We start from the raw sequence: 24927 nt of genomic DNA, 5'->3' as shown, positions 1-24927 counted from the left end.
CTGATGAGCAACTGGCGTTTCACAAGTTGCGTCAAAACGGGGCAGGTTCGAGCATCTCGCCGATCCATGCGCGAGTCCGCGGCCCATTTGGTCTGGACCTCTTGACAGTTGAATTGGTCTGGACCAACGTATTGTCATGTCCCCACAGAGACGATCGGCAGCACGGCTGTCGACAGCACGGCTCTGGTCAGGAGCCGTCACCGCCGCCCTCGCCCTCACCTTCGCGGGTACGGGCCAGGCGTCCGCAGCGGACGTCAACAACGCCAGGAACGCCGGCTTCGAATCCGGTCTGAGCAACTGGACCTGTTCCGCGAGCAGCGGTACGACGGTCTCCGCCCCCGTGCACGGCGGCGCGGCCGCACTCAAGGCCACTCCGGCCGGGCAGGACGACGCCCGGTGCAGCCAGACGGTGGCGGTGAAGCCGAACTCGACGTACTCGCTGAGCGCCTGGGTGCAGGGCGGCTACGCCTTTCTGGGCGTGACCGGCACGGGCACCACGGACGTGTCGACCTGGACCCCGGACTCCTCCTCCTGGAAGCAGCTGACGACGAGCTTCACCACGGGGTCGGCCACGACCTCCGTGACGGTGTACACGCACGGCTGGTACGGCCAGGCCGCGTACTACGCGGACGACGTGTCGGTGTACGGCCCGGACGGCGGCGGAGGCGGCGACCCGGCGCCGACGGTCCCCGCCACGCCGAGCGGCCTCTCGGTCTCCGGCACGACCTCCTCCTCGGTCTCCCTGGCCTGGAGCGCGGTCTCGGGCGCGACCGGCTACAACGTCTACCGGAACGGCACGAAGGTGACGGCGGTGACGGGTGCTTCGGCGACCGTGACCGGCCTCACGGCCTCGACGTCGTACTCCTTCCAGGTCACCGCGACCAATTCGGCGGGTGAGTCGGCGAAGTCGACGGCGGTGACGGGCACGACGACCGCGTCCTCCGGCGGCGGCACCGCGCTCCCCAAGCACGCGGTCACCGGGTACTGGCAGAACTTCAACAACGGCGCCACGGTCCAGAAGATCTCCGACGTCTCGTCCCAGTACGACATCATCGCCGTGGCCTTCGCGGACGCCACGACCACACCGGGCGCCGTGACCTTCAACCTGGACTCGGCGGGACTGGGTGGCTACACGGTCGACCAGTTCAAGGCGGACATCAGGGCCAAGCAGGCGGCCGGCAAGAAGGTCATCGTGTCCGTGGGCGGCCAGAACGGCACGGTGTCGGTGAGCGACTCGACGTCGGCGGCGAACTTCGCGAACTCCGTGTACTCCCTGATGCAGACATACGGCTTCGACGGCGTCGACATCGACCTGGAGAACGGCCTCAACGCCACGTACATGTCCCAGGCCCTCCGCTCCCTTTCCGCGAAGGCGGGCTCGTCCCTGGTCATCACGATGGCCCCGCAGACGATCGACATGCAGTCCACGTCGAACGCGTACTTCCAGACCGCGCTGAACGTGAAGGACATCCTGACGGTCGTCAACATGCAGTACTACAACAGCGGCTCGATGCTGGGCTGCGACGGCAAGGTGTACAGCCAGGGCTCGGTGGACTTCCTGACGGCGCTGGCCTGCATCCAGCTGGAGGGCGGCCTGACACCGTCCCAGGTGGGCCTGGGCCTGCCGGCCTCGACGAGCGCGGCGGGCAGCGGCTATGTGTCCCCGACGGTCGTGAACAACGCCCTCGACTGCCTGACGGCAGGCACGAACTGCGGCACCTTCAAGCCGTCGAAGACGTATCCCGATCTACGGGGCGCGATGACGTGGTCGACCAACTGGGACGCGGCTGCGGGCGGTTCGTGGTCGGGTGCGGTGGGGGCGCATGTGCATGGGTTGCCGTAGCAGTCTGGTCTGAGGCGCTTTGGCGGTGCGGCAGCGGCGGAGGGGCGGCGGCTGCACCCATGGGCAGCGCTCTAGCTTCATCGTTGAGCATTTCCGATCCACGCTCCCGCTAGTGAAGATCGGAAATGCTCACTACTCTGGCCCGAACTCTGCATTCAATCGATCGAACCAATCGCTGTGCGCCAGCCCTCCGGCCACCAAGGCATCCCTCCAGTCTTCGCCGGCCAATTGCGCCACTGCGAGAAGCCTATCCACCTGACCTTGCCCGTACAGGACTATGGCAGCTGCCACCCTCCAGGCGCTGGTCCGCGACGGATGTCCAGCGCGGGCCGAACCAGCGGCCCGCCCGGTACGACGACTCGAACTGCCGGGTGAAGACCAGGGGCAGCTTGTTGGGCAGCAGCGCGTCGGCCACGGTATGGCGGAGCGGACTGCCACGGTCGAACCGGAACGACCGCTAGCGCAGGCTTGTTCACTCAGGCTGGAGTTCGGGCGTCTCAGCCGCCGCGGCCACCCGTCTTAGACATACTGCGGACTCGAACTGCTCCGCATCGGCGGCAATCTCAGGCTTGGCCGCGGCGGGGCGCTGAACTCAAAATGCGCCATACTTCGCCGCCGTAACCCTCGGCAGCGTCGCCCACATCCGCTCCCGCCGCCCGGTTCGTGGGATTCGCCGAAATCCCAGGAACCGTCGCAGGCGCGGCAGACGCAGGCCAGAACACGTAGGGCAGCGCGGCGGCGGGTGTCGCACGTCCTGGCGAGGTGGGGTTGCGTATGGCGGGGATGGCTGTCGTAGGGATCACTCGGAGGGGCGGCGAGGGAGCCAGCTGCTTCCGCCTCGGCACCGACCCCCAAGGCAACGCCTACATCGCCATAGCCGGCGCCGAGGACAGCTACCTCACCGCCACCCGCGAAGCCCTCCGCACCATGATCCTCGACATCAAGGCGGGCAAGGCAGACCACCTGCTATGAAACATTTCTCCGGCCCCACCGCGTCAATGAAGTGAGGGCGGCGCCGGCGGACAGGGGGAACGGGTATGAGACAGGCACGCGCGGACGAGTACGCCGAGTTCGCTGCGGTGCGTGCCGGGCATCTCTACCGGTCCGCCTGTCTGCTGACCGCCGGTGACACGCATCTGGCCGAGGACCTGGTGCAGGAGACGCTCGGGCGGCTGTACGTCAGTTGGAGGCGCGTGTCCCGCGTGGAGAATCCCGCGGGATACGCGCAGACCGTTCTCATGCGTACGTTCCTCACCCATCAGCGCAGGCGCAGCAGCACCGAGCGTGCCACCGACGTGCTGCCCGACGTGCCCGACGACGGCCGCGACACCCCGCTGCGGTTGACCCTCCTGGAGGCCCTGGCCCGGCTGCCCGCCAAGGACCGGGCCGTGGTCGTGCTGCGGTACTGGGAGGACCGCTCCATCGAGGAGACCGCCCAGGCCATGAACGCCAGCTCGGCAGCCGTGCGCACGCGGTGCGTCCGTGCCCTGGGGCGGCTGCGGGAGCTGCTCGGTGAGGACCTCGGCGAGTACGCCCGCCCCTGAGCGGCACCTGGCCGGCCTGTGGAGCCGTCCTCTTCCCTCTCTGCCTTCATCCATTTCGCGAAACGGTGGTCCGTCATGCCCTTCGAACAGCACGGCAACCCCTTCGAGGAACAGCTCTCGGCCGGGCTGCGGCAGGCCGGCGACACCTTCGTCGCCGACCGGGCCGCGCTCGTCGCCGCCGGTGAACTGCGGGGCCGGCGCCGCCTGCTGCTGCGGCGGCGGGTCGTCGTCGCGGGCGGGGCCGCCTCGCTCGCCCTCGTCGGCGTGAGCGGCGCGCTGCTGCTGCCCGGCGGCGGATCGTCGGCACGCCAGGACGGGGCCTCGGTCGGCAGCGGCGGCCACACAGCCGCCGCCACACCGGCCCCCTCACCCGTCTCCGGCGACCAGCTGATCCGGACCCTCGAAGGCCTGCTTCCCAAGGGGAAGTTCAGCAAGGCGGAAGCGCGCGGGTCGTACGTGCAGCTCGTGTACGACGACGGAAAGGGCGCAGCGGCCATCAGCGTCAACCTGGGGCGGGTCGAGCCGGGCAGTGACGAGGCGCGGAGGACCACCGAGTGCCCGGGGAAGGCGTTCGCCCATTACGACGCCTGCAGCACCACCCGGCTGCCGGACGCCTCGGTGGTCATGGTGCTGCAGGGGTACGAGTATCCGGACCGGCGGGTGGACACCAAGTGGTGGAGCGCCGAGCTCGTCACGCCACAGGGGCAGCATGTCAGCGTGAGCGAGTGGAACGCGGCCGCCGAGAAGGACGCGCCGGTCAGCCGGTCCGAACCCCCGCTGTCGCCGGCGCAGTTGAGGGAGCTGGCCGCCGCCGGTGCCTGGCGGGACGCCGTCGACGCGATGCCGCCGGACAGGAGCAGGCCGACCGCACAGCCGAGCGACACCGGGCCGGCCGCCTCCGTGGCAGTCGCTCCGACCCTCAAGTCCCTCCTCCCCAAGGGGGCCTTCAAGGTGTCCGAGGACAGCGGTGAGGACTCCGGATTCGGCTATCTCGTCCTCGACGACGGCAGGGGCAAGAGCCTCGTCCAGGTCAACGTCCAGACCAACATGTCGGACGCCGAGGGCGACCTCTTCGGCTCCGACGCGGAGGTCCTGGCCGACGGGACGAAGGTCGCCACGCACCAGGTGCCGGGCGAGAAGGGCGGCGCCGGTGTCGTGATGTGGACCGTCGACACCATCAGGACCGACGGGAGGCGAGTGGTGATCAGTGCTTTCAACTCCGGCGCACAGGACACCGCCGCGACCCGCAAGACCCCCGCACTGACCATGAAACAGCTCCGCGAGATCGCGCTGAGCTCCAAGTGGTGGCGGCAGTAGCCGGGCGCGCCATCAGAAGAAAGGGCGGTGCATGGGCGGGCCCGCCGCTACGGGTCCCGCCGGCCGCAGCCGTCCGCCCCGCACGTACCCAGCTCGAACCACACCGTCTTGCCCTGTCCGTCCTGGTGGCAGCCCCAGCGTCTGGCGAGCGCGTTCACCAGGAACATCCCGCGGCCGCTCTCCGAGGCGCCCGCCTGCAGCACCTGCGGGGTGCGGCGGCCGCCGTCGCGCACCTCGCAGCGCAGGACGCCGTGCGCGGCGGAGAGGGTGAGCCGGAAGCGGCTCGCGGAGTGCAGCAGGGCGTTGGTGGCCAGTTCGCTGACGAGGAGTTCGGCGACGTCCACCAGGTCGTCCCGGTCGGTCAGCCCCCAGACCTCCAGCTGTCTTCGGACCTCCGCGCGGGCCTCGCGGACGGCGGTCGGGCGGGGATCGTACTCCACGCTCGAATGGCCTGCCCGCAGGGGCGGTTGAGGGTACGGGGCGAACTGAGCGTCCGAGTCCGGGTGGGGGGTCCCGGAGAGATCCAGCATGGTTTCAGAGTGTCCTCCCCGGTGCCGGGGCAAACGGGGAGGACTACCTGTTTCCATACCTGCGTACGGGCAAGCGGTTACCCGTACTGCAGCCGTACGGTCGTCCCCGTCCCGTCGTCACGGATGTCGACGTAGGCGCAGACCTGGCGGGCGAACCACAGGCCCTGGTCCGGTTCCAGTTCGGGGAAGGGTGGGGGGACGAAGCCGGCCAGCGGGTCGTCGAGGCGGCGGGGTGCGCGCAGCTCGCAGATGCAGGCGGGCGCCTCCCCCCACATCACGGCGCCGGTCAGGGGGCCGAGGGCGGTGGCCGCCGCGGTGACCGCCTCCGTGAACAACTCGGCGTCCGCGGGCACCAGTCCGCGGGCGGCTGCTCCTCTGCGAACGGCCTCCCGGTACGGCTGGGTGAGCGGTTCCGCGGTGGCCGGGGGCAACGGCAGCGGTACGGAGTCCAGTTCGGCCGCGAGGCGGACGGGGTCCTCGTAGACGGCGGTGTCGGGGTGGGCGCGGCGGGCCGCCTCGATGATGGCCGCGCCGGCGGTGCGGGTGTCGTAGGCGCACAGGGCCGTCGTCGCCAGCGGTGCGAAGAGGAGGTTGGCGAGCGCCTCGTAGCGGATCCACTCGGTGGTCTCCCGGACGGAGCGCCCAGCGCGGCCGTTCCAGACGGGTTCCATGAGGAGGTGGATACGGCCGCCGGGCCCTGCGTGCGCGGCGAGGTAACCGGCGCCCTGAGCCACGGCGTTGGCGGCCGAGCCGGTGTACCACTCGGTGTGCGGGACGAAGGTGACGCACTTCGTGTCGCCCCCGAGGGCGTCGCGCAGCAGGTCCAGCTTGTCGGGGGCGGCGATGGCCACCGGCGGGGGTTCGCCGGGGGCGCCGAGGCCTTCGACGAGGAACGGCAGCGCCGCGGCCACGAACTCGTCGTCCGCGCCGTACACGGCCATGCGGTGGTCGAACGGGGTGGGGGCGGGTGGTGTGCTGGTCATGGTTCTCCGCTCTGTGGGGGGTGGAGGAGCCGGGAGGGGAGCCTGGACGGGGCTCAGTTCTGGGCGGTCACCCAGGCGGCGATCTGGCTGCGGTTGCTGAAGCCGAGTTTGCTGAGGATGCGTTCCACATGGCCTTCTGCGGTGCGGCGGGCGATGACGAGCCGGTCGGCGATCTGCTGGTTGGCGAGGCCCTGGGCGACGAGTTCGGCGACCTCGGTCTCGCGGCGGGTGAGCGTGCTGTCCTGCGGGGGCCGGGATCTGCGGCGGCCACTCGTCTCCCTTGCCGGTGCGGGGCGTCGGGGTTCCTCGTCCTGCGTCGCATACGCCACGAGTTCCGCGAGTCCGAGGGCGCCTCCTTTCTCGTACGACCGCTCGAAGGCGGCCCGTCCCAGGGCGGCCGACGCCCGCTCGCCGCTGTCGCGGCGGATGGCGGCCAGGTGGGTCGAGCCCCAGCGGTCCCGGTCGATGTCGGCCCAGGTGCGGTCGGCGCCGCCGAGCAGGGCGGCCGCGTGTTCGTGGGCGCCCGCCCGGGTCGCGACATGGGCCAGCAGGTCGAGGGTGAGGGCGATGCCGGTGACGTCGTTGACGGCGAGCTTGAGGCGCAGGGCATCGCGGGCGTGCCGTCCGGCCTCGTCCCAGTCCTCCTTCACGGTGTGGGCGAGGGCCAGCATCCGCAGCACGTACGAGCGCACCCACTCCTCGCCGTGCTCCTCGCACAGCCGGCGGGCCCGCTCGCAGACCTCGACCGCGCGGTCGGCCTGGCCCAGGAAGCCCAGGGCGCAGGCGAGTTCGACCTGGTCGAGGCCGTGCAGGCTGAGGTGCTGGCCGGGGACGGGGCCGCGGGCGACGGTGGCCTCGAAGTGGTCGAGGGCGGCGGGCAGTTCGTTGCCGAACAGGCGGATGACGCCGATGACGTAGGCGGCGTGGGCGGCCTCGGCCTTGTCGCCGAGGTGCTCGGCCAGCGCCTGGGCCTCCCGTGCGCGGCGCAGGCCTCCGGCCATGTCCTGGGTGGCGCCCGCCAGGAGGCCGGCCACCCACAGTCCGCGGGCCCGCTCGACGGTCGGTCCGGGGTTGGCGTCGAGGGCCCGCTCCAGCCAGTAGCGGCCCTCGCGGGGTGCGCCGCAGGCGTGCCAGTAGAACCACAGGGTGCCCGCGAGGCGCAGGGCAGCGAGGCGTTCGCCGGGGGCGGTCAGGCTGAAGTCGAGGGCGGCGCGCAGGCCGTCCTGGTCGGCCCGCAGCCGGGCGACGATCTCCCGCTGTCCGGGCCCGAACCAGGCGCGTTCGCAGTCGGCGGCCCGCCGCTGCATCCAGTCGCGCTGACGGCGCCGGGTGGCGTCCTCCTCGCCCTCCAGCTGCCGCAGCCGGTCGAGGCCGTAGTGCCGCAGGGTGTCCAGCAGCCGGTAGCGCACGCCGTCCGGTCCCGTCTCCCTCCCCAGCACGGACTTGTCGACGAGCCCCGCGACCGCCTCCAGCACCTCCTGCGGACGCACCCTCCCCCGGCCTCCGGCCGGGTCGCTTCCCTCGCCGTCCGCGCACACCGCCTCCGCCGTCTCCAGGTCGAAGCCGCCGGGCAGGACGGAGGCCCGCGCCCACACCAACTGCTCCTCGGGGGTACAGAGTTCGTGGCTCCAGTCGACGGCTGCGCGCAGGGTCTGGTGGCGGGGCAGCGCCGCGCTGCTGCCGGCCGTGAGGAGGCGGTAGCGGTCGTCGAGGCGCTCCAGGAGCTGTTCGACACCGAGGACCCGCATCCGTACGGCGGCCAGCTCGATGGCGAGCGGAAGGCCGTCCAGGCGGCGGCAGAGGCGGGCCACGGCGGCGCGGTTGCCGGCGGTCAGCCGGAAGCCGGGGACGACGGCGGCGGCACGGTCGGCGAAGAGGGCGAGGGCGGGGTAGCCGTCGGCCGCGCTGAGATCGCCGTCCGGGTCCGGGACGGGTAACGGCCGTACCTCCATGAGGTGTTCCTCGGTGAGCCCGAGGCGGTGCCGGCTGGTGGCGAGGACACGGACGCCGGTGGTGCCGTGCAGCAGGGCGGCGGCGAGTTCGGCGCAGGCCTGCAGCAGGTGTTCGCAGTTGTCCAGGACGAGCAGCAGGCGCCGGTCCCGTACCTGCTCGACCAGGGCGTCCAGCGGGGGCTGCGCGGAGTGGTCGTGCAGGCCGAGCGCGTCGGCGGCGGCGAGCGGAACGAGCGCCGGGTCGTGCAGTCCGGCCAGGTGCACGAAGCGCACACCGTCCGGGAAGGCCCGTTCCACACGGGCCGCGATGCGTGCGGCGAGCCGGGTCTTGCCCACGCCGCCCGGTCCGGTCAGCGTGACCAGGCGCGCCCTGGCGAGCAGTTCGCGGCCCTCGGTCTGTTCGCCGCGCCGGTCGACGAAGCTGGTGGTCTCGACCGGCAGGTGACGGTCCCGTCGCGGCGCTGATCCGCCCATGATCAGCCTCCCTGGAAACGGAACCTCACTCTTCTCCGCAATCGGCATATATGCACGTTCCCCTCACACCCGCGAGTGCACTTCACCGGAGGGCGCCTGTGCGGTGACGGCTGCGCGTACACTCCGGCCGGTTTTCGCTCTCTTGACCTGTCCATGCCATTCCATGACGATGGGCGGCACCCGCACAGCTAGCTCACAGGCACGTCGCACGAACCACCCCACCTCCCCAGGAGACTTCATGCGACTTCGGACACGAGGCTCGGGCGCCCGCGGCGGCAGACGCACCGCCGCGTTCGCCGTCCTGCTCACCCTCGCCCTCGCGGCACCCGTCTCGGCGACGGCCGACAGCGCCCGCAAGGCGGCACCGTCGGCCGACGACATCCGCCAGTACGAGATCCACGTCGACCACAACACCCGCGTCACCCGCACCGCCATCGCCGCGTCCGGTGTGACCGTGGACGAGGCCGACGAGGAGACGGTGGTCGTCTCCGGGCACGCGGCACAGATCAGCGCACTCCGCCGACAGGGCTACGACGTCTCACCGCTGGGCTCGGCGCCGGACCGCTCCTCGGCCCCGGACGGCGTACGGCTCCACGACTTCCCCTCGGCCGACTCGAAGTACCACAACTACGCCGAGATGAACGCGGAGATCGACCAGCGGCTCGCGGCCTACCCGAACATCATGAGCAAGCGGGTGATCGGCAAGTCGTACCAGGGCCGGGACATCGTCGCCGTCAAGGTCAGCGACAACGTGGCGACGGACGAGAACGAGCCGGAGGTGCTCTTCACCTTCCACCAGCACGCCCGTGAGCACCTGACGGTGGAGATGGCTCTGTATCTGCTGCGCGAGCTGGGCGCCGGTTACGGCAGCGACTCCCGCATCACCAACCTGGTGAACGGCCGCGAGATCTGGATCGTGCCGGATCTCAACCCGGACGGCGGCGAGTACGACATCGCGACCGGCTCCTACCGGTCGTGGCGGAAGAACCGTCAGCCCAACTCCGGCTCCTCGTACGTCGGTACGGACCTCAACCGGAACTGGAACTACAAGTGGGGCTGCTGCGGCGGCTCTTCGGGCTCCACGTCGTCCGAGACCTACCGCGGTGCCGCGGCAGAGTCCGCGCCCGAGGTGAAGGTGGTCGCCGACTTCGTACGCAGCCGGGTGGTCGGCGGCAAGCAGCAGATCACCGCAGGGATCGACTTCCACACCTACAGCGAGCTGGTGCTGTGGCCGTTCGGGTACACCTACTCGGACACGGCGGCCGGGATGACGGCGGACGACGCCGCCGCCTTCAAGGCCGTGGGGCAGAAGATGGCGGCGAGCAACGGGTACACCGCCGAGCAGTCCAGTGACCTGTACATCACGGACGGCTCGATCGACGACTACCTCTGGGGCAGTCAGAAGATCTTCGACTACACCTTCGAGATGTATCCGACGTCCAGTGCCGGGGGCGGGTTCTACCCGCCCGACGAGGTCATCGAGCGGGAGACGTCACGGAACCGGGACGCGGTGCTGCAGTTGCTGGAGAACGCGGACTGTATGTACCGGTCCATCGGCAAGGCGGCCCAGTACTGCAGCTAGCGGCCGGCGGCTAGTCGGCGTCCTCGGCCTCGGTGCCGTCTTCGAAGTAGGCGTCGAGGACCGCGTCCAGCTGTTCGTCCCACTCGCTGAATCGCGCCCTGGCCGTCGCCTCGATCTCGATCGGGTACCAGCGGCGGTCGGGGGTGTGGACGGTGATGGTGAACCGCTTGCCGAAGCGGGGCGATTCGGTCTCCACGGCGCCGATCTCGTCCCAGCGGAACTCGCACTCCTGGTCGTCCAGGGTGAGGCGGACGCCTCTGTGATCGGCGACGATCCTGGCGCGCCGGTCGGAGGCCTCGAAGACGGGCCCGTCGGGGACCTCGTCCTCGTCACCGTCCCCGGAGTCCTCGTCCTCCGCGGCCGGCTCCTGCTCCTCGGCCCCGGACTCGACGTCCTCGTCCTTGAGCTCGGGCTCGGGCTCGGCGGGCGCGGCGTCTTCCGCCTCGACCTCCTCCGGCTTCTCGGAGACGGGTGAGGTGAGCCCGGGAATGAAGGCCGGGTCGAATCCGGCACCGGTCACGGGCTCGCCCTTCAGGGGCTGGCTGCTCGATCCTATGCGCTGCTCCACAGCGGGCAGTATGGTCGAAGATCCTGTGGCGGACACAGCCAGCCCCAACTTCGTTATGAGACGCCTACACGAACAGGCTCAGCACCGCCGCCACCGCGAACCCCACCACCGACAGCACCGTCTCCAGCACCGTCCACGTCTTGAGGGTGTCCCGCTCGCTGATGCCGAAGTACTTGGCGACCATCCAGAAGCCTCCGTCGTTGACGTGCGAGGCGAAGATCGAGCCTGCCGAGATGGCCATGATGACGAGGGCGACGAAGGCCTGGGAGTGGTGGCCCTCGGTCAGGAGGGGGGCGACGATTCCGGCTGTCGTGACGATCGCCACCGTTGCCGAGCCCTGGGCCACGCGCAGGACCACGGAGATCAGGTAGGCGAGGACGAGCACGGGCAGACCCACGTCGTGGAAGGTGTCCGAGAGGGCCTGCGCGACACCGCTCGCCTTCAGGATCGCGCCGAAGACACCGCCCGCGCCGACCACCAGCAGGATGTTGCCCACCGGCTTCAGCGAGGCCGTGGACACCGTCTCCAGGGACTTGCGGGACCAGCCGCGGCGGATGCCCAGCAGGTAGTACGCCAGCAGCAGCGCGATCGTCAGGGCCACGAACGGGTGGCCGAAGAACTCGATCACCGAGCGGCCGGTGGAGGGGTCCAGCGCGATGGAGGAGAAGGTGGCCGCGAGGATGAGGATCAGGGGGGTGCCGATGATGCCCAGCACCGTGCCCAGCGGCACCGGGTGCTCGCGCGGCTCGACGCCCTGCTCCCGCTGCTCGTTGCTGCGATCCATCACCGCGCTCCGCACGGGGGCAGCCAGCTTCGCCTCCGCCGCCGCCTCCACCATGTCCTGCGGTACGGCGACGAAGATGCGGCGGCCGATCCAGGCGGAGAACGCCCAGGCGGCCAGCACCGCCGGGATGCCGCAGACGACGCCCATCAGGATGACCCAGCCGAGCTGCACATGGAGCAGTCCGGCCGCGGCCACCGGCCCCGGGTGCGGGGGCAGGAACGCATGGGTCATCGACAGGCCCGCGAGCAGGGGCAGGCAGTACAGCAGGATCGACTTGCCCGACCGCTTGGCGGCGGCGTAGACGATGGGCGCGAGGACGAAGATGCCCACGTCGAAGAAGACCGGGATGCCGAAGATGAGGCCCGTCAGGCCCATCGCGAGCGGGGCCCGATTCTCGCCGAACAGGCCCAGCAGGCGTGACGCCAACACCTCCGCGCCGCCGCTGACTTCGAGGATCGCGCCGAGCATCGTGCCCAGGCCGATGATGATCGCGACATGGCCGAGGATGCCGCCCATGCCGGTCTCGATGGTGGACACCGCGTCCGAACGCTGGACCGTGCCGAAGAGCTCGGTGACCGACAGGCCCGCCAGCAGCCCCACGGCTATGGAGACGGCGAGCAGCGCGACGAACGGCTGGAGTCTGACCTTGATGATCAGGAAGAGGAGCAGGGCGATACCGATGGCGGCGACGGTGAGAAGGCCGGCCGTTCCGTCGACCAGCAGGAGCAGGCCTCCGGTGTGGGGTGGGGCCACGGGGGCTGGGGCTGTTGCGGCGAGCGGGAGGAACATTGGGGGTCCTCTACGTAAGTGCATAAGGCTCTCGGGCAGGGGGGATCGCGGCACGGCGCCCCTTGGGATGACGGGCGCCGGGCCGTGAGTGCGTACGGTGTGCGGGAGTTGGCTTGCGTGAGTTGAGAGGCCGTCAGCCGAGTACGGCCAGCGCGTCGATCTCGATGAGGAGACCCGCGGGCAGACCGACGTAGACCGTCGTGCGCGCGGCGGGCGGCTGGGTGAGGCCCTGTTCCTCGAAGTAGCTGTTGTAGATGGCGTTCATCTCGGCGAAGTGGTCGACGTCCGTGAGGTAGACGCGGATCATCATCACGTCGTCCCAGCTCGCGCCGCCCTCTTCCAGGATCGCCTTGACGTTGGCGAGGGTCTGGAGGGTCTGTTCGCGCAGGGTCGGACCGGCGGGCGTGGGGGGCTTGCCCTCCTCGGCGGGCAGAAAGCCGACCTGGCCGGCGACCTGCAGGATGTTGCCCTTCCTGACGCCGTGGGAGAACTTCGCGGGCGGAGTGGTGTGGGTCTTGGGGGTGAGCGCGATCTTGTCGGTCATAGGGGGTCCTTCGCTTCGCTGTCCTTCACGGGGGTTCTTCCGGAGTACTCCCCGCTGATCGCGTCGGCCGTGCGGCGCACCAGGGGGAGCAGGGTGAGGAGTTCGTCGGCGGTGACGACGACGTTCGGCGCGGAGACCGACATGGCGGCGACGACCCGGCCGTCGGCACCGCGGATCGGTGCGGCGACGCAGTTGATGGACTCCTCGTGGCCGCCGAGGTCGGTGGCCCAGCCCTGTTCGCGCACCGTGTCCAACTCCCCCAGGAAAGCTGGGGCGTTGGGGGTGGAACGGGAGGTGTACATGGGGTAGTCGAGCTTGTCGGCGAGCGCCCGGCGCTCCCCTTCGGGCAGGTCGGCGAGGAGCAGTTTGGCCACCGCGGCGACGGTGATCGCGACCGGCTTGCCGATCCGCGAGTACATCCGGACCGGGTAGCGGCTCTCCACCTTGTCGATGTAGAGGACCTCGGACTCCTCGTACACGGCGAGATGGACGGTGTGCCCGCACTGCTCGTTGAGGCGTACGAGGTGGGGGTGGGCGATCTCGCGGATGTCGAGGTTCTCCATGGCCTCCTGGGCGAGGGCGATGAGGCGGGCGCCGAGGCGGTAGCGCTGGTCGGACTGGCGGTAGACGAGGCCGTGCTCGTGCAGCGTGCGCAGCAGGCGCAGGGCCGTGGACTTGTGCACGTCCAGGCGGTCGGCGACCTGGCCGAGGTCGGCGGGACCCTCCGCGAGCAGCGGCAGGATGCTGAGCGCGCGGTCGACGGTCTGGCTCATGGCGTACGTACCTCCTCGTCGGCCCGATCGACGGCTCGCTCCACGGCGTGATCATCGGCTTGCGTCCAGCCGGGGCCGAGTCGAAGTTTCCCCCACGCCTCGTCGTCGAGGGCGGCGAGGCGGTCGGCGTGGTGGCGGGCGGGGGGTGGGGCGAGGTCGCCTTGGGCGGTGAGGGCGGCTGCCGCCGTGAGGTGGCCGTGGCGTAGGCGCTCCCTCAAGGGGAGGTTGCGGAGGGTGGCGGAGAGGAATCCGGCGGCGAACGCGTCTCCGGCGCCGATGGTCGCTACGACGTCCACGGCGAGGGCGGGGACGAAGACGCCCGGCGTGGGGGCCGAGGCAGGGGCGGTGTCGCCGGCCCGCGCTTGCGGGGTGCCGCCTGTCTTCGGGTCATGAGCCGCCCCAGCGGCACGACTGCCCGCAGGCTGTGCGGAGCGGCTTGCCGCGGGCGGCACGGCTTGACCGCCGGTCGGTTTCAGGGGCGCGGGGCTGTGACATGTGCGGCTCCGCCGCGTGGGCGCGACCAGCCCATCACCGCCCGCGGCCGACACGAAAGCGGTGGCCCCCACGCGCCCTTGCTTCACCACCAGCACCCCCGGCTCCGGCAGCACCGCGCGCACCGCCTCCGGTCCCCCCGTCACCCCCCATGCCTCCTCCGCCTCGTCCTCCCCCACGAAGACGACGTCGGCGCCGCGCGCCAGTTCCAGCAGCACGCCCGCCCCGTCGGCGTCCGGCCACAGACCCGGCCTGTAGTTGACGTCGAAGGAGATCAGCGGGCGCCCGGCCCGCGGCGCGGTCAGCTCGCGCATCAACCCCAGGCACCCCTTGGACAACGCCGCCGTGATCCCCGACAGATGCAGTACCCGGCCCGCGCGCACCGCGTCCAGGTCCGTGTTGCCGACCGTCATCGCGGAGGCCGCGGAGCCGGTCCGGTAGTACGCCACCTCGTGGGCGGCGGTCGACCGGTCGCCGGCCGTGCGGAAGTAGATGCCGGTCGGGCGCGCCGGGTCCCGCCGTACGGCGGTGACGTCGACGCCGTACGCCCCGATCGCCTCGACGAGGTGGTCGCCGAACCCGTCGGCGCCGACCATGCTCACCCAGCGCACGGAGTGCCCGGCGGCCGCGAGGGTGCAGGCCACGTTGGATTCCGCGCCGCCGATGGCGCGGTCGAAGGAGGGGACGTCGGCGAGGCGACCGGGACGGGAGGGCAGGAACGTGACCATGGACTCGCCGAGCGTGACGACATCGACGACCTCGACGGCACCGGCGCCGTCGGGGGCATTGCAAGGTCCGGTCGCGGTCACGATCGTCGTAACTCCTCGGTGGTGTGGCGGGCGGCGGATGTTCGTTGACCCCGCGTTGGCCGAGATGTTAGACAGCGGTAAGCGATATATGCAATGGATGTTGCAAGCATTGCAACGCACCTGATCAGGGAGGCTCAATGGGCACGGAAGACCTCGCCCGGCTCGCCGGGGAACGCGTCGACCACCGGTTCAAGGGCCTCCCGCCGGACGCCGACGGACTGACCGTGGGCGAGCTGGCCGCCCAGCGCCGCAATCTCTTCACCGGCGGCTTCGTGACCCCCGTCCTCGCCCTGTCGGCCGAGCGCCTGGAGCACAACCTCGCGCTGATGGAGACATATGCGACCCGCCACGGCCTCGCCTTCGCCCCGCACGGCAAGACCACCATGGCCCCCCAGCTGTTCCGGCGGCAGATCGAGCGCGGCGCCTGGGGCATCACCCTCGCGGTGCCGCACCAGGTGCGCGTGGCGCGGGCGTTCGGGACCCAGCGGGTCTTCCTCGCCAACGAGGTCGTCGACACCGCGGCCCTCCGCTGGATCTCGGCCGAGCTCGACGCCGACCCCGAGTTCCGTCTCGTCTGCTACGTCGACTCCGTGCGCGGGGTGGAGCTGATGGACGCGGCGCTGCAGGGGGCCGCCCGCCCGCTGGACGTCGTGATCGAGCTGGCGGCCGGTGAGGGCGCCCGTACCGGGGTCCGTACAAAGGCGGAGTGCGCGTCGGTCGCCGATGCCGTGGCCGGGACGGGGACGCTGCGGCTCGTCGGTGTCGCGGGCTATGAGGGCGAGGTCCCGCAGGCCGACCCGGAGCGGGTGCACGCGTGGCTGCGGCGGCTGGTCGCACTGGCCGTGGACTTCGACAAGGCGGGGCGGTTCGCGGGCCTGGACGAGATCGTCGTGAGCGCGGGCGGCAGCGCCTGGTTCGACGCGGTGGCCGACGAGTTCGCGGAGATCCCCGAACTGTCCGCTCCGGTCCTGAAGTTGCTGCGCTCCGGCGCCTACGTCTCGCACGACGACGGCCACTACCGCAAGCTCACCCCCTTCAACCGGGTCCCGGAGGAGGGTGCCCTGGAGCCCGCCTTCCGGCTCTGGACCCAGGTCGTCTCCCGTCCCGCCGCCGATCAGGCCTTCGTCAACGCGGGCAAGCGGGACGCGGCGTACGACCTCGACCTTCCCTTCGCCCAGGTCGTCCGGCGGGACGGCGCCGAACGCCCGGCCACCGGCATCTCGGTGACCGCGCTGTCGGACCAGCACGCCTGGCTGCGGACGACGGAGGAGGCGGACCTGGAGGTCGGGGACTGGCTGGGCATGGGCCTGTCCCACCCGTGCACCTCCTTCGACAAGTGGCAGCTGATCCCGGTGGCGGAGGCGGACGGCACGGTGGTCGACTACATCCGTACCTTCTTCTAGGAGGCAGGCCGTGGAAGAGCTGGTCATCCGGGACGCGGACGTCGTGGACGGCAGCGGTGAGCCCTCGTACAGGGCGGACGTGGTGGTCGACGGCGGCAGGATCGTCTCGATCGTCAAGGAGGCGGCCGCCGCGGGCTGCCTGCGCCCGAAGGCACGCCGGGAGCTGGACGCGGAGGGGCTGGTCCTCTCCCCCGGCTTCATCGACATGCACGCGCACAGCGATCTGGCCCTGCTCCGGGACCCCGACCACAGCGCCAAGGCCGCGCAGGGCGTCACGCTGGAGGTGCTGGGCCAGGACGGGCTGTCGTACGCCCCTGTCGACGACCGCACGCTCGCCGAGGTGCGCCGCGCGATCACCGGCTGGAACGGGTACGGCGACGACATCGACTTCGACTGGCGCTCGGTGGGCGAGTACCTGGACCGGCTGGATCAGGGGATCGCGGTGAACGCGGCCTATCTGATCCCGCAGGGGACGGTCCGCATGCTGGCCGTCGGCTGGGAGGACCGCGAGGCGACCCCGCAGGAGCTGGACCGGATGCGGCAGTTGGTCGCGGAGGGCATGGAGCAGGGCGCGGTCGGCATGTCGTCCGGGCTGACCTACACGCCCGGCATGTACGCCAAGGACGCCGAACTGACCGAACTGTGCCGGGTGGTGGCCGAGTACGACGGGTATTACTGCCCCCATCACCGCTCGTACGGGGCGGGCGCCCTGGAGGCGTACGAGGAGATGGTGGCGCTTACCCGGGAAGCGGGCTGCCCGCTCCATCTGGCCCACGCCACCATGAACTTCGGCGTGAACAAGGGCCGGGCGCCCGAGTTGCTGTCCCTGCTGGACGAGGCGCTGGCGGCCGGGGCCGACATCAGCCTCGACACGTACCCCTACACGCCCGGCTGCACAACTCTCGTGGCGCTGCTGCCGAGTTGGGCGAGCGAGGGCGGTCCCGAGGCGGTCCTGAAGCGGCTGGCGGACGACGGGACCGCCGAGCGGATCCGGCACCACATGGAGGTCGTGGGCGCGGACGGCTGCCACGGCGTGCCCGTCGAGTGGGACACGATCGAGATCTCCGGCGTGGCGGATGCGGGGCTGGCCGATTTCGTCGGCCGTACGATCCTGCAGTCGGCCGAGGCGCGCGGCGAGGCCCCGTGGGCCACCGCCCGTCAGCTGCTGCTGGCGGACCGGCTGGGCTCGACGATCCTGCAGCACGTGGGCCATGAGGAGAACGTCCGGGCGATCATGCGGCACCGAGTTCACACCGGCGGCTCGGACGGCATCCTCCAGGGCACGAAACCGCACCCACGCGCCTACGGCACCTTCCCGCAGTATCTCGGCCGGTACGTACGGGAGTTGGGCGTGCTGTCGCTGGAGGAGTGCGTCGCCCGTCTGACCTCACGGCCCGCCGCCCGGCTGCGGCTGCCGGACCGGGGCCTGGTCCGCGAGGGCTACCGGGCCGACCTGGTGCTGTTCGACCCGCAGACGGTGGCCGCGGGGTCGACGTACGAGAATCCGCGCACGCTTCCGACGGGCATTCCCTACGTCCTCGTCGACGGCCGCTTCGTCATCGAGGACGGCCGGCGGACGGACGTGTTGGCGGGCAGAGCGGTCCGTCACAGTCCCATGTGACGGATCGCCAACCACCCTCAGGGGCGCGGGGAACTGCGCGACCGGCCACCGCGGCGCCGCAGACGCCATACGGCCGATCGCCCCCCCCCCCGACAGAGGCGCTACGGCTTGGGCAAAGTGCAGCCGGCGGCGCTCAGGTTCAGCTTGTTGCCGGCTCCGAAGCAGGCTGGGATCTGGTAGGTCTCCTCGGCGTAGTTGATGCCCTGGCGGACGGTCACGTTGCCGTTCGCGTCGACCTCGCACGGGTTGTTCTCGGTGCAGCGCTCGCCGTCCTCGTTGCCGGTGTTGTTGACGGCGACGACCTTGCCGGTGGCGTTGTCGACGACGGGCGAGCCCGAGGTGCCGCCGATGGTCTGGCAGGCGGAGGTGTAACGGAGCGAGTCCTTCCAGGTCCAGTCGCCCTCCTTGAGGCGGTAGACGAAGCCGTCGACGTTGCAGGCGTACGTCTTCTTCCAGTAGCCGGAGACGACCGTGATCGCGGTGCCCGCGGTCGGGTGCGTGTCCTGCACGGTGAGCGGGCTGATGCCGTACGTGCTCTTGATCTTCGCGTAGGTCGTGGTGAGCTGGTAGATCGTGACGTCCGTGTCCGTCATCGTCGAGTACGCGACCTTGCTCGCGCGCAGCGTCCCGACCTTGGTGGCGGAGGAGTTGAGCAGGCTGAAGGAACGGCTGGAGGCCTGGTCGACGATGACCTCGCCCGGCTCCGGGAACCCGGTCTCCAGGCAGTGGCCGTTGGTCATGACGAGCGCCGGGTCGGTGTCCGCGGAGTTCGGGAAGCGGACGACGGAGCCGGAGCAGTTGCTGAGCGCCACGGTGCCGGCGAAGTTGACGGCCTTGATGGTGGGCGTGGCCGTCTTCGTCGTCGTCTTGGTGGCCGCGCCGTCCGTGAGCAGGGGCGCCGCGACCGCGGGTGCCATGCCCGCCCCGGTTATCACCAGGGCCGAGAGCACGGCGAGGAGAGGCTTCTTCATGTGGGGGTCCCCTCTTGCGACTTGGGCGACCGGAGATTTTCCGGCCGCCCATAGATTTGACATGTGCATTGTGAGGGGAGAGGGGTGGTTGGGCAAGAACGTATCCAGCCCTACGGCTGCTTGGGACCTTTGGTGCCGCCCTGACCGTGTCCGGGGTTGCGGCCGGAGCGACCCGGACCCGACGCACTCGCGGTGGGGGTGGGCGTCGCCGTGACCGCCGTGGTGGAAGTCCCGGCGGAGGGCTCTCGGGTCCCGCCTCCGGACGCGGACGCGGTACGGCTCGGGGAGACGCTCGGGCTCGGAGAGGCCGCCGGGGCCGATTCCGCCCCACTGCCGGACGACGGGCCGGCAACCACCCCGGCGGAGGACTCCGAAGCGGGCGCCGCCGGGGCAGTGCTCGCCTTCTTGCCCTGCGCACCACCGGAGGGCAAGGAGGAGGACCCGGCGAACGAGAACCCGACGATGAGGGCACCCACGGCACCCCCGGCAACGACAGCCCCCTTGAGGGGCGCGGGGAACTGCGCGACCAGCCCCCACGGACCGCCAGACGCCCGACGGCCGTTCCACCGCCTCCCCGCCGCACGTTTGGGTTTCCGCCGGGAAGGCCTGTCTGCCAGCGGAGGGGCCACATACGTCTCGTCCACCGCCGGAGGCATCTCCCGCGTCTCGTCATACGCGTTCAGCCACCCATGCGCAACGGCCGGATCGGCATACTCCTCGTACGAGGGGACCGACTCCGGCTGCGGGTGGTACACGTTCGGCGGACCCTGAGGTGCCCCGTATTCGTACTCGGGTGGCCTGGACATGACCGCGCATTGTAGAGACGGGCGGGACTCGTGGGACAGCTACCGGCGATAACGGCCCAAACCCCATGTCTCACGTGGCGGATAACACGGGCCAAGACGCGTTACCGGGCCGTAAGCTCCCAGACATGCAGGTGATCCAGTCGACCAAGCTCGCCAACGTCTGTTACGAGATCCGGGGCCCGGTGCTCGAGGAGGCGATGCGGCTCGAGGCGGCCGGGCACCGCATCCTCAAGCTGAACACGGGGAACCCGGCGGCGTTCGGCTTCGAGTGCCCGCCCGAGATCCTGGAGGACATCCTCCGCAACGTGTCGACGGCGCACGGCTACGGCGACGCGAAGGGCCTGCTGGCCGCCCGCCGGGCGGTCGTCATGCACAACCAGACCCTCGGCATCGAGACCGACGTCGAGCACGTCTTCGTCGGCAACGGCGTCTCCGAGCTGATCGTGATGGCCATGCAGGGCCTGCTCGACGACGGCGACGAGGTCCTCGTACCGTCACCCGACTACCCCCTGTGGACCGCAGCCGTCTCCCTCTCCGGCGGCACGGCCGTGCACTACCGCTGCGACGAGCAGTCCGACTGGATGCCCGACCTCGCCGACGTCGAACGCAAGGTCACCGACCGCACCAAGGCGATCGTCATCATCAACCCCAACAACCCGACGGGGGCCGTCTACGACGAGGCGATGGTCAAGGGCCTGACCGACATCGCCCGCCGCCACAACCTGCTGGTCTGCTCGGACGAGATCTACGACAAGATCCTCTACGACGGTGCCACGCACACCCCGACCGCCGCCGTCGCCCCCGACCTGCTGACCCTCACCTTCAACGGCATGTCGAAGGCGTACCGGGTGGCGGGCTACCGGGTCGGCTGGATGTCGATCTCCGGGCCGCGCGCCCACGCGGACTCGTACATCGAGGGTCTGACGATCCTGGCGAACATGCGCCTGTGCGCGAACATGCCGGGGCAGCACGGCGTGGTCGCGGCGCTGAGCGGACGGCAGACCATCAACGACCTGGTGCTGCCGGGCGGGCGGCTGAAGGAGCAGCGGGACGTCGCGTACGAGCTGCTCACCCAGATCCCGGGCGTGACCTGCGTGAAGCCCAAGGGCGCGCTGTATCTCTTCCCGCGCCTCGACCCCAAGGTGTTCAAGATCAAGGACGACCGGCGGATGGTCCTGGACCTGCTGCGCCGCGAGAAGATCATGGTCGTCCAGGGGACCGGGTTCAACTGGTCCGAGCCCGACCACTTCCGGGTCGTGACCCTGCCGTCGGTCGGGGATCTGCGGGACGCGGTCACCCGGATCGGGAACTTCCTCGATGGCTACAGCCAACTTTAGACGAAATCTAAGCTAGGATGGTTTCCTGACAGCACGGGAGGCCATCCATGTACGAACCGATCCGCGCCAAGTCGGTCCACAGCACGATGGCCGGCCCCGCCTCCGACTTTCCGCACCGGTCCCGCGAGGAGGAGCTGGACATCCAGCTCGCGGGTCATCTCGCTGCCCTGCTCGCCGTCACGGACGAGTTGCGGGGCGCTGCCGCTTCCGAGCAGCTGGACGCCGCGGCCGAGCGGCTTGCCGCGCTGGTGGCCCGGCTGCGGGGCGGTGTCACGCCGGTCCGTATGCCCTCGGCACCGTCCGGCGACGACCCCGTCGCCCTGCACCAGCGGGCACACGCCCTCGCGGGACGCGCCCTGGTCGTGGCGGCGTCGCGGGCGGATACGGCGGCTGCGATTCTCGCCGCCGAGCAGATGGACGTACACGCGGCGGCGCTGGAGCCCCGCGAACTCGCGTCCCACTGAGCCCTCCGGGCTCCCTTGACGGCCCCGGTCCGCGTGCACCCGCAGAGACGCGCGGACCGGGAGCCACAGCACTGCGTCGGCTTGGGCGGCGGTGCCTGTTCGCCGTAGGGGTTCCTCTGATTCTGCGGCTGCCGGTTCGTTGTGGCTTGTCGCGCAGTTCCCCTCGCCCCTTGAGGGGCGCGGGGCTGTATCGATATGCGGCTCCGCCGCGTGGGCGCGATCGGCCACGACGGGCCCGCACCCGCACATGGCGAAGGCCTGTCGTGCTGCTTCCGTCGGGGCGGACGGAAGCAGCACGACAGGCCCGAGCCACGTACGTCGTTGTACGCGGCCTCGCCGTAACTCACCGCGGCCGGCCGTGACGATCACTGGTCAGGGCATCCCAACCGGCCGCGGAGCTTTCGCGGAGCGGACCTCAGCCCAGGCGCTCCACCAGCGCCCGGTACTCGTCCCAGAGTTCCTTCGGGGTGTGGTCGCCGAAGGTGTTGAGGTGCTCGGGGACCAGGGCGGCCTCCTCGCGCCAGACCTCCTTGTCGACCGTGAGCAGGAAGTCCAGGTCGGACTCGGAGAGTTCGAGGCCCTTGGTGTCGAGGGATTCCTTGGTCGGCAGGATGCCGATCGGGGTCTCGACGCCGTCCGCCTTGCCGTCGAGACGGTCGACGATCCACTTCAGGACGCGGCTGTTCTCACCGAAGCCGGGCCAGACGAACTTGCCCTCGTCGTTCTTGCGGAACCAGTTGACGTAGTAGATCTTGGGCAGCTTGGACTGGTCCTTGTCCTTGGCGACGTCGATCCAGTGGCCCATGTAGTCGCCCATGTTGTAGCCGCAGAACGGCAGCATGGCGAACGGGTCGCGGCGCAGCTCGCCGACCTTGCCCTCGGCGGCGGCGGTCTTCTCGGAGGCCACGTTGGCGCCGAGGAAGACGCCGTGGTTCCAGTCGAAGGACTCCGTCACCAGCGGGACCGCGGTGGCGCGGCGGCCGCCGAAGAGGATCGCCGAGATCGGCACGCCCTTCGGGTCCTCCCACTCGGGCGCGATGATCGGGCACTGCGCGGCGGGGGTGGTGAAGCGGGCGTTGGGGTGCGCGGCCGGGGTCCCGGACTCCGGAGTCCAGTCGTTGCCCTTCCAGTCCGTCAGATGGGCCGGAGTCTCCTCCGTCATGCCCTCCCACCACACGTCGTTGTCGTCGGTGAGGGCGACGTTGGTGAAGACCGAGTTGCCCCACAGCGTCTTCATCGCGTTGGCGTTGGTGTGCTCACCCGTACCGGGCGCGACGCCGAAGAAGCCGGCCTCCGGGTTGATCGCGTACAGGCGGCCGTCCTCACCGAAGCGCATCCAGGCGATGTCGTCGCCGATCGTCTCGACCGTCCAGCCGGAGACGGTGGGCTCCAGCATGGCGAGGTTCGTCTTGCCGCAGGCGCTCGGGAAGGCTGCGGCGACGTACTTGGACTCACCGGTCGGCGGGGTGAGCTTCAGGATCAGCATGTGCTCGGCCAGCCAGCCCTCGTCGCGGGCCATGACGGACGCGATGCGCAGGGCGTAGCACTTCTTGCCGAGCAGGGCGTTGCCGCCGTAGCCGGAGCCGTAGGACCAGATCTCGCGGCTCTCGGGGAAGTGCGAGATGTACTTGGCCGGGTTGCACGGCCAGGGGACGTCCTTCTCGCCGGCCTCGAGAGGCGCTCCGAGGGTGTGCACGGCCTTGACGAAGAAGCCGTCGGAGCCGAGCTCGTCGAGGACGGGCTGTCCCATGCGGGTCATCGTCCGCATGGACACCGCGACATAGGCGGAGTCGGTGATCTCGACGCCGATCGCGGAGAGGTCCGAGCCGAGGGGGCCCATGCAGAACGGGACGACGTACATCGTCCGGCCCTTCATCGAGCCGCGGAAGACGCCCTTCTCGCCGGAGAAGATCTCCCGCATCTCGGCGGGGTCCTTCCAGTGGTTGGTCGGGCCCGCGTCCTCCTCCTTCTCGGAGCAGATGAAGGTGCGGTCCTCGACGCGCGCGACGTCGGTCGGGTCGGAGGCCGCGTAGTAGGAGTTCGGGCGCTTGATCGGGTCGAGTTTCTTGAAGGTGCCCTTCTCGACGAGCTCCTCGCACAGGCGCTCGTACTCGGCCTCGGATCCGTCACACCAGACCACGCTGTCCGGCTGCGTCAGTTCTGCGATCTCGTTCACCCACGAGACCAGTTCCTTGTGCTGGGTGGGGATGACGGGGGGAGCCGCGATGTCGCGCGCCACGATTGCTCCTAAATGAGGGATTTTTGTTTTGGAGGCCCCGTGGGGGCTGCGACCCGGATGCTTCGTGGCTGGATCTTCAGCGCTCATCCGGTGCCGACCGCACTCATTTGATCATCCGACGCGAGTGCCCATATGTCCAGAGGGCCTCACAGGTGAGCGGAGTGGGGATCGTCACGCGGGAGAGTGTTTCCAAGCGTGTTTTTGCGTGCACGTTGAGTTCATCTGAAGGTTCTTTTGCCCGACGGCCTCAGGCGCCAACTGCCGTGAGATGATGGCCACTCTTGGCCCGTTCTCAGCCCGCACTCATCCGCAACTTACGGTCCCGTAGGTACGATGAAGGGCATGACTGCGCCCGTCCCCGACGCGCCAACGGACACGCCGGCCGCCGGCCGCGGTTCCGACGCGCCTTCCATTCCGCACCAGATCAAACAGCACGCCCAGCAGCTCGCCGAGCCGATCAAGCCGAAGCTCCGCGGCTGGCTCCACCTCGGCATGTTCCCGGCCGTACTCATCGCGGGCCTGGTGCTCACGGCCCTCGCGGACTCGACCAGAGGCCGCATCGCCTGCGGGATCTACGCCCTGACGGCCTGCCTGCTGTTCGGCGTGAGCGCGCTGTACCACCGGGGCAACTGGAGCCCGCGCATGGACGGCGTCCTGCGCAGGCTCGATCACGCCAACATCTTCCTGATCATCGCGGGCACGTACACACCGCTGACGATGCTGCTGCTGCCGGGCGCGAAGGGGCAGTGGCTGCTGTGGGGCATCTGGGGTGCCGCCGCGGCGGGCATCATCTTCCGGGTCTTCTGGGTCGGCGCCCCGCGCTGGCTCTACACGCCCTGCTACATCGCCATGGGCTGGGCGGCCGTCTTCTTCCTGCCGGACTTCATGCGCGCGGGCGGCATCGCGGTGCTGGTCCTGGTGATCGTGGGCGGTCTCCTCTACAGCGCGGGCGGCGTGATCTACGGCATCAAGCGTCCGAACCCGTCACCACGCTGGTTCGGCTTCCACGAGGTCTTCCACTCGTTCACGCTGGCCGCGTTCGTCGTCCACTACGTGGGGATCTCACTGGTGGCGTACCAGCACGGGTAGCACTTCGCAGCAC

The 24927-nt window shown here is 70.2% G+C and carries 20 protein-coding genes and 2 pseudogenes; 10 read left to right on the top strand and 12 right to left on the bottom strand.

Annotated elements, in window-relative coordinates:
• Positions 1–136 precede the first annotated feature (136 nt).
• Entirely contained in the window at positions 137–1843 is a 1707-nt protein-coding gene (locus ACWCRD_RS11895; RefSeq protein WP_450965696.1) for a chitinase, read from the top strand.
• Between the two features lie 292 nt (positions 1844–2135).
• Here the strand turns inward: ACWCRD_RS11895 and ACWCRD_RS11890 are convergent.
• Positions 2136–2252: pseudogene (locus ACWCRD_RS11890) on the bottom strand (DUF6531 domain-containing protein); the annotation flags it as partial.
• 183 nt (positions 2253–2435) lie between these two features.
• A pseudogene (locus ACWCRD_RS11885) lies at positions 2436–2638 on the bottom strand (ATP-binding protein); the annotation flags it as partial.
• On the opposite strand from ACWCRD_RS11885, the gene ACWCRD_RS11880 reads away from it, so the two are divergent.
• The 3 genes from ACWCRD_RS11880 (at position 2627) to ACWCRD_RS11870 (ending at position 4704) form a co-directional block, all read left to right on the top strand.
• On the top strand, positions 2627–2815 hold the full coding sequence (locus ACWCRD_RS11880) for a hypothetical protein (protein ID WP_450965695.1): 189 nt from the start codon (positions 2627–2629) through the stop codon (positions 2813–2815). The pseudogene ACWCRD_RS11885 and the gene ACWCRD_RS11880 overlap by 12 nt on opposite strands.
• A gap of 65 nt (positions 2816–2880) precedes the next feature.
• On the top strand, positions 2881–3387 hold the full coding sequence (locus ACWCRD_RS11875; protein ID WP_450965694.1) for a SigE family RNA polymerase sigma factor: 507 nt from the start codon (positions 2881–2883) through the stop codon (positions 3385–3387).
• Positions 3388–3462: 75 nt separating this feature from the next.
• Complete coding sequence (locus ACWCRD_RS11870) at positions 3463–4704, top strand: hypothetical protein (protein WP_450965693.1); 1242 nt, start codon at positions 3463–3465, stop codon at positions 4702–4704.
• 47 nt (positions 4705–4751) lie between these two features.
• Here the strand turns inward: ACWCRD_RS11870 and ACWCRD_RS11865 are convergent, their stop codons facing one another.
• The 3 genes from ACWCRD_RS11865 to ACWCRD_RS11855 all read right to left on the bottom strand — a co-directional run bounded on the left by ACWCRD_RS11865 (position 4752) and on the right by ACWCRD_RS11855 (position 8643).
• Positions 4752–5234 (bottom strand): ATP-binding protein, encoded by a 483-nt coding sequence (locus ACWCRD_RS11865; RefSeq protein WP_450965692.1) that lies wholly within the window; start codon positions 5232–5234, stop codon positions 4752–4754.
• Between the two features lie 77 nt (positions 5235–5311).
• Complete coding sequence (locus ACWCRD_RS11860) at positions 5312–6217, bottom strand: anti-sigma factor RsbA family regulatory protein (protein ID WP_450965691.1); 906 nt, start codon at positions 6215–6217, stop codon at positions 5312–5314.
• A 53-nt stretch (positions 6218–6270) separates the two neighbouring features.
• Positions 6271–8643 (bottom strand): ATP-binding protein, encoded by a 2373-nt coding sequence (locus ACWCRD_RS11855; protein ID WP_450965690.1) that lies wholly within the window; start codon positions 8641–8643, stop codon positions 6271–6273.
• Between the two features lie 238 nt (positions 8644–8881).
• Here ACWCRD_RS11855 and ACWCRD_RS11850 point away from each other — a divergent pair, with 238 nt between their 5' ends.
• Positions 8882–10225: a M14 family metallopeptidase gene (locus ACWCRD_RS11850; protein ID WP_450965689.1), complete on the top strand. Its 1344-nt coding sequence runs from the start codon at positions 8882–8884 to the stop codon at positions 10223–10225.
• Positions 10226–10235: 10 nt separating this feature from the next.
• Here the strand turns inward: ACWCRD_RS11850 and ACWCRD_RS11845 are convergent, their stop codons facing one another.
• The 5 genes from ACWCRD_RS11845 to ACWCRD_RS11825 all read right to left on the bottom strand — a co-directional run bounded on the left by ACWCRD_RS11845 (position 10236) and on the right by ACWCRD_RS11825 (position 14903).
• On the bottom strand, positions 10236–10793 hold the full coding sequence (locus ACWCRD_RS11845) for a hypothetical protein (RefSeq protein WP_450965688.1): 558 nt from the start codon (positions 10791–10793) through the stop codon (positions 10236–10238).
• A gap of 64 nt (positions 10794–10857) precedes the next feature.
• Entirely contained in the window at positions 10858–12366 is a 1509-nt protein-coding gene (locus ACWCRD_RS11840) for a GntP family permease (protein WP_450965687.1), read from the bottom strand.
• Between the two features lie 133 nt (positions 12367–12499).
• Positions 12500–12910, bottom strand: a complete 411-nt coding sequence (locus ACWCRD_RS11835) for a RidA family protein (protein ID WP_450965686.1) — start codon at positions 12908–12910, stop codon at positions 12500–12502.
• Complete coding sequence (locus ACWCRD_RS11830; RefSeq protein ID WP_450965685.1) at positions 12907–13683, bottom strand: IclR family transcriptional regulator; 777 nt, start codon at positions 13681–13683, stop codon at positions 12907–12909. Before ACWCRD_RS11830 ends, ACWCRD_RS11835 begins: the two co-directional genes overlap by 4 nt.
• Positions 13680–14903, bottom strand: a complete 1224-nt coding sequence (locus ACWCRD_RS11825; RefSeq protein WP_450965839.1) for a sugar kinase — start codon at positions 14901–14903, stop codon at positions 13680–13682. Before ACWCRD_RS11825 ends, ACWCRD_RS11830 begins: the two co-directional genes overlap by 4 nt.
• 218 nt (positions 14904–15121) lie before the next feature.
• Here ACWCRD_RS11825 and ACWCRD_RS11820 point away from each other — a divergent pair, with 218 nt between their 5' ends.
• Both ACWCRD_RS11820 and ACWCRD_RS11815 read left to right on the top strand, forming a co-directional pair.
• Positions 15122–16387, top strand: coding sequence for an amino acid deaminase (locus ACWCRD_RS11820; RefSeq protein ID WP_450965684.1), 1266 nt, complete (start codon positions 15122–15124; stop codon positions 16385–16387).
• A 10-nt stretch (positions 16388–16397) separates the two neighbouring features.
• Positions 16398–18008, top strand: coding sequence for an N-acyl-D-amino-acid deacylase family protein (locus ACWCRD_RS11815; protein ID WP_450965683.1), 1611 nt, complete (start codon positions 16398–16400; stop codon positions 18006–18008).
• Between the two features lie 101 nt (positions 18009–18109).
• Here the strand turns inward: ACWCRD_RS11815 and ACWCRD_RS11810 are convergent, their stop codons facing one another.
• Positions 18110–18979, bottom strand: a complete 870-nt coding sequence (locus ACWCRD_RS11810; protein WP_450965682.1) for a S1 family peptidase — start codon at positions 18977–18979, stop codon at positions 18110–18112.
• A gap of 931 nt (positions 18980–19910) precedes the next feature.
• Here ACWCRD_RS11810 and ACWCRD_RS11805 point away from each other — a divergent pair.
• Both ACWCRD_RS11805 and ACWCRD_RS11800 read left to right on the top strand, forming a co-directional pair.
• A complete protein-coding gene (locus tag ACWCRD_RS11805; protein ID WP_344404396.1) occupies positions 19911–21122 on the top strand; it encodes a pyridoxal phosphate-dependent aminotransferase in 1212 nt (403 codons plus the stop codon).
• Between the two features lie 47 nt (positions 21123–21169).
• The gene (locus tag ACWCRD_RS11800) at positions 21170–21586 is read left to right on the top strand and encodes an SCO4983 family protein (protein ID WP_450965681.1); all 417 of its coding nucleotides are present in this window, start codon (positions 21170–21172) and stop codon (positions 21584–21586) included.
• Positions 21587–22001: 415 nt separating this feature from the next.
• Here ACWCRD_RS11800 and ACWCRD_RS11795 read toward each other — a convergent pair whose 3' ends face one another.
• A complete protein-coding gene (locus ACWCRD_RS11795) occupies positions 22002–23825 on the bottom strand; it encodes a phosphoenolpyruvate carboxykinase (GTP) (RefSeq protein ID WP_450965680.1) in 1824 nt (607 codons plus the stop codon).
• 342 nt (positions 23826–24167) lie between these two features.
• On the opposite strand from ACWCRD_RS11795, the gene trhA reads away from it, so the two are divergent.
• Positions 24168–24914 carry a PAQR family membrane homeostasis protein TrhA gene (trhA, locus tag ACWCRD_RS11790; protein WP_450965679.1) on the top strand — a complete coding sequence of 249 codons (747 nt, stop codon included), beginning with the start codon at positions 24168–24170 and terminating at the stop codon, positions 24912–24914.
• The last annotated feature ends 13 nt before the right edge of the window (positions 24915–24927 follow it).

Source organism: Streptomyces sp. NPDC002092, assembly GCF_053593775.1.
The sequence above is the reverse complement of the archived record's forward strand: the minus strand, read 5'-3'. Positions and strand labels throughout refer to the sequence as shown.